Source organism: Neoroseomonas rubea, assembly GCF_016106015.1.
In the GTDB taxonomy this organism is placed as follows: Bacteria; Pseudomonadota; Alphaproteobacteria; order Acetobacterales; family Acetobacteraceae; genus Neoroseomonas; species Neoroseomonas rubea.
This window is the reverse complement of the sequence record NZ_JACADQ010000408.1, coordinates 1-3414: the sequence shown is the minus strand read 5'-3', so window position 1 is coordinate 3414 and position 3414 is coordinate 1. Positions and strand designations below refer to the sequence as shown.

Here is a 3414-nt window from a genome sequence, read left to right as displayed (position 1 = left end):
GGCCGGGTCCGCCGCCGCGCCGCGCCTGCTGCAGGGCCCGCAGATGGCGCCCGAGGCGCCCCGCCAGGGCGGCCGGCCGGCGCCCGCGCGGCTCGGGATGAGCTCAGTGGATTATGAGGAAGGCGGGTCCGTCCGCTTCGCGGGCACCGCCCCGGCCGGGGCCTCGGTGCGCGTCTATGTCGGGGACCTGCACGCGGGTGATGCCGTCGCGAATGCCGAAGGGCGCTGGCTGCTGCAGCCCGAGCGCCAGCCGCCGGTCGGTCGCGCCACGCTCCGTGTCGACCAGATCGCCGAGCGCGGCCGGGTCGCGGCCCGCGTCGAAGTGCCCTTCCAGCGCGACGAACTGCCGCCCGACGCCTTCGAGCGCAACCGCGTGGTCGTGCAGCCCGGCGCGAATCTCTGGCGCATCGCCCGCGCGGTCTATGGGCGGGGGACGCGCTTCACCGTCATCTACGCCGCCAACCGCGACCAGATCCGCGACCCGCAGCGCATCTTCCCCGGTCAGATCTTCGCGGTGCCCGAGGTCCAGGCGACGCCCTCGGCCTCGAGCGTGTCGAGATAGGGGTCGAGTTCCAGCACGAAGCGCACCATCGCCGTCACGAGCGAGGTGGCATTGGCGGGAATGGCGATCGTCCGCGCCGCTTCGACCCGCACCCGGTGATCGGGCATCAGCCGCGCGCGCCAGCCCTGCGGCAGGTGGCGCGGCAGTGTCTCGAGCGCGGCGAAGGCCCGCCTGCGATCCGCGCCGGGATCGGCGGTGGACGGGATGCGCGCCGCATCGGCCGAGATCCGCAGCCCTTCGGGCTCCAGCTCGGCGCGGCAGGTCCGGCCGCGCCAGGCGAAGGCCAGCGCGGGCGGCCCCTCCGTGCGGCGGGGTTCGAGGGCGCCGTCCGGCCTGACGGCGAACGGTCCGAGGGTGATCGTTTCCATGGTGAGCCAAGGGTTGCCCGAAATCTGTGAAAACATCATAAGCGCGCCGATCATGGCCCTCGGACAAAGCCTTCGCCTCGTGCTCGCGCCGCCCCACCCGGCCGCGCGGCCCTTCCTCATCGGTGGCGGGGCGGCAGTGCTGCTCGGCCTGCTGCTGCTCGGCGACTGGCTGGCCTGGATCGGCCTGCTCTTCACCGGCTTCTGCCTCTATTTCTTCCGTGATCCCGAGCGCGTGCCGCCAGGCCGACCGGGCCTCGTGCTCGCGCCGGCGGATGGGCACATCGTCAGCGTCGCGCCCGCCGTGCCGCCGGCCGAACTCGGCCTGGGCGAGGCGCCGCGGCCGCGGGTGGCGATCTTCCTCTCGGTGCTCGACGTGCATGTGAATCGCATGCCGGTCGAGGGCACCGTCACGCGCATCGCCTACCACCACGGGAAGTTCCTCTCGGCCAATCTCGACAAGGCGAGCGAGGAGAATGAGCGCAACGCGCTCGCCATCCGCCTGCCGGACGGGCGCGACCTGGCCGTGGTGCAGATCGCGGGGCTCGTCGCGCGGCGCATCCTCTGCGACGCCAAGGTCGGGGATTCCGTGCAGGCCGGCGATCGCTTCGGCATCATCCGCTTCGGCAGCCGCACCGATGTCTACCTGCCCGAGGGTGTGGTGCCGCTGGTGAGCGAAGGCCAGACCATGATCGGGGGCGAGACCGTGATCGCCGAGCTCGGCCGCGCATGAGCGAGGGCAACGCCAGCGGCCGCGTCCGCCGCCTGCGCCGGCGCTTCCGCCCGCGCACGCGGCCGCGCTTCGAGGGCCAGTCCTTCAACCGGCTGATCCCGAACATGATGACCATGCTCGGGCTGTGCTGCGGGCTGGTCGCGATCCGAGCCGCCTTCGACGGGCGCTTCGAACTGGCCGCCGTGCTGATCGTGGCGGCCGGGGCGATCGACGGGCTGGACGGGCGGCTCGCGCGGCTGCTCAAGGCGACGTCTCGCTTCGGCGCGGAATTCGACAGCCTGTCGGACTTCCTGTGCTTCGGCGTGGCGCCGGCACTGATCCTGTATCTGTGGACGCTGCACGACTACCGGGCCTTCGGCTTCGCGCCCTGCCTGCTCTTCGCGGTCTGCATGGCGCTGCGGCTGGCGCGCTTCAACGCCTCGCTCGATGTCGGGCCCGGCGTGAAGCCCGCCTACACCTACAACTTCTTCACCGGCGTGCCGGCGCCGGCGGGCGCGGGCTGCGTGCTCTTCCCGCTGTTCCTCGGCCTGTGGCTGCAGCAGATGGGCTGGGAGGGGCTGGCCGGCGCGGCGCGCCACCCGGCCTTCGTCGGGCTGCTGATGGTGCTGGTGGCGGGGCTGCTCGTCTCCACCCTGCCGACCTGGTCGTTCAAGAACTTCAAGGTGCCGCGCGAATACGTGCTGCCGCTGCTGGTCGGCGTCGGCCTGTTCGGCGCGCTGCTGCTGGCCGAGCCCTGGGCGGCGCTGGCGATGGGCGGGCTGATCTACCTTGGCATGCTGCCCTTCTCGCTGCGGTCGTATCTGCGGCTGAAGCGGGAGGCGGAGAGCCTGCTTGAACCCGTGGTGGTGGCCGAGACGCCGCCGCGCGCGAACGGGACGTGACGCCGCTCGGCGCCATCCGCCTGTCCTTCGATGGCATCGAGGTGACCATCACGGGCGGCCCCTTCGACAGCCTGCCCGAAGGCGCGCGCGGCCTCTGCCTCGAACCGCGCAGCGCGCGGGTGGGGGAGGCCGAGTGGCGCCTCGACATCGTCGATTTCGGCGTGCCCGACCCGGCCGCGCTGCGCGCGGTGCTGGACGAGATGGTCGCCGCGATGCGCGCCCGCCCGGGCGACGCCTTCCATGTCGGCTGCCGCGCGGGCCTTGGTCGCACCGGGACGGCGCTCGCCTGCCTTGCCGCGATGGCGGGGATCGAGGACCCGATCGCCTGGCTGCGCGCGCAATACGACCCCCGCGCGGTGGAGACGCAGGCGCAGGCCGAACTGGTCCGTGCCTTCGCGCAGGGCGCGCGGCGCACGGCGGATTGAAGTCGATCCGCGCAGTATCACGCGCATGTGCTGCAAAACCTTCCGCGCCGAAACGCCCGATTAATCCTTCGGGCGCATCCTTCCTCCAGCCACAATGGCAGTGCGGGAGACAGGATGATGAACGCCCTTTCGAGCATCGAGCCCCAGCCGAGCGACGCCACCAGCACGTGGGACGAAGCGCGCCCGCGCCCGACCCGCGAAGGGATCGCCGCCTGCCTCGCGCTGCTGGAGTGGGAAGCGCGGACGCTGGGGATGGACCTCGCCGCCTCCCTGATCGGCGCCGCGAGCCTTGAGATCACCACGCGCGACCCCGCCGCGGCGTCGAACTGACGCCGGCGCGCCTGCGCGTGGCGCCCGCCGGGCGCAGGCGGAACGACAAGGGCGGACGCGCCGTTGCGCGCGCCATGGCCGCGCCGTGATCCCCGCCCGGGGATGGCGGCCGGCGCAG

At 72.8% G+C, this 3414-nt stretch carries 6 protein-coding genes; 5 read left to right on the top strand and 1 reads right to left on the bottom strand.

The window, feature by feature from the left end; all coding sequences use genetic code 11:
• On the top strand, positions 1-562 hold a 562-nt coding region (locus tag HW577_RS22785; protein WP_232475176.1), incomplete at its 5' end, for a LysM peptidoglycan-binding domain-containing protein.
• Here the strand turns inward: HW577_RS22785 and HW577_RS22780 are convergent.
• Positions 502-930, bottom strand: a complete 429-nt coding sequence (locus tag HW577_RS22780) for a hypothetical protein (RefSeq protein WP_198378402.1) — start codon at positions 928-930, stop codon at positions 502-504. The two genes, HW577_RS22785 and HW577_RS22780, sit on opposite strands and share 61 nt — an antisense overlap.
• A gap of 52 nt (positions 931-982) precedes the next feature.
• Here HW577_RS22780 and HW577_RS22775 point away from each other — a divergent pair, with 52 nt between their 5' ends.
• The 4 genes from HW577_RS22775 to HW577_RS22760 all read left to right on the top strand — a co-directional run bounded on the left by HW577_RS22775 (position 983) and on the right by HW577_RS22760 (position 3296).
• A complete protein-coding gene (locus tag HW577_RS22775) occupies positions 983-1660 on the top strand; it encodes a phosphatidylserine decarboxylase (RefSeq protein WP_198378401.1) in 678 nt (225 codons plus the stop codon).
• Positions 1657-2541: a CDP-alcohol phosphatidyltransferase family protein gene (locus HW577_RS22770; protein WP_198378400.1), complete on the top strand. Its 885-nt coding sequence runs from the start codon at positions 1657-1659 to the stop codon at positions 2539-2541. Before HW577_RS22775 ends, HW577_RS22770 begins: the two co-directional genes overlap by 4 nt.
• Complete coding sequence (locus HW577_RS22765; RefSeq protein ID WP_198378399.1) at positions 2538-2966, top strand: protein-tyrosine phosphatase family protein; 429 nt, start codon at positions 2538-2540, stop codon at positions 2964-2966. The genes HW577_RS22770 and HW577_RS22765 overlap by 4 nt, the downstream gene beginning before the upstream one ends.
• A gap of 117 nt (positions 2967-3083) precedes the next feature.
• A complete protein-coding gene (locus HW577_RS22760; RefSeq protein ID WP_198378398.1) occupies positions 3084-3296 on the top strand; it encodes a hypothetical protein in 213 nt (70 codons plus the stop codon).
• Positions 3297-3414 lie beyond the last annotated feature (118 nt).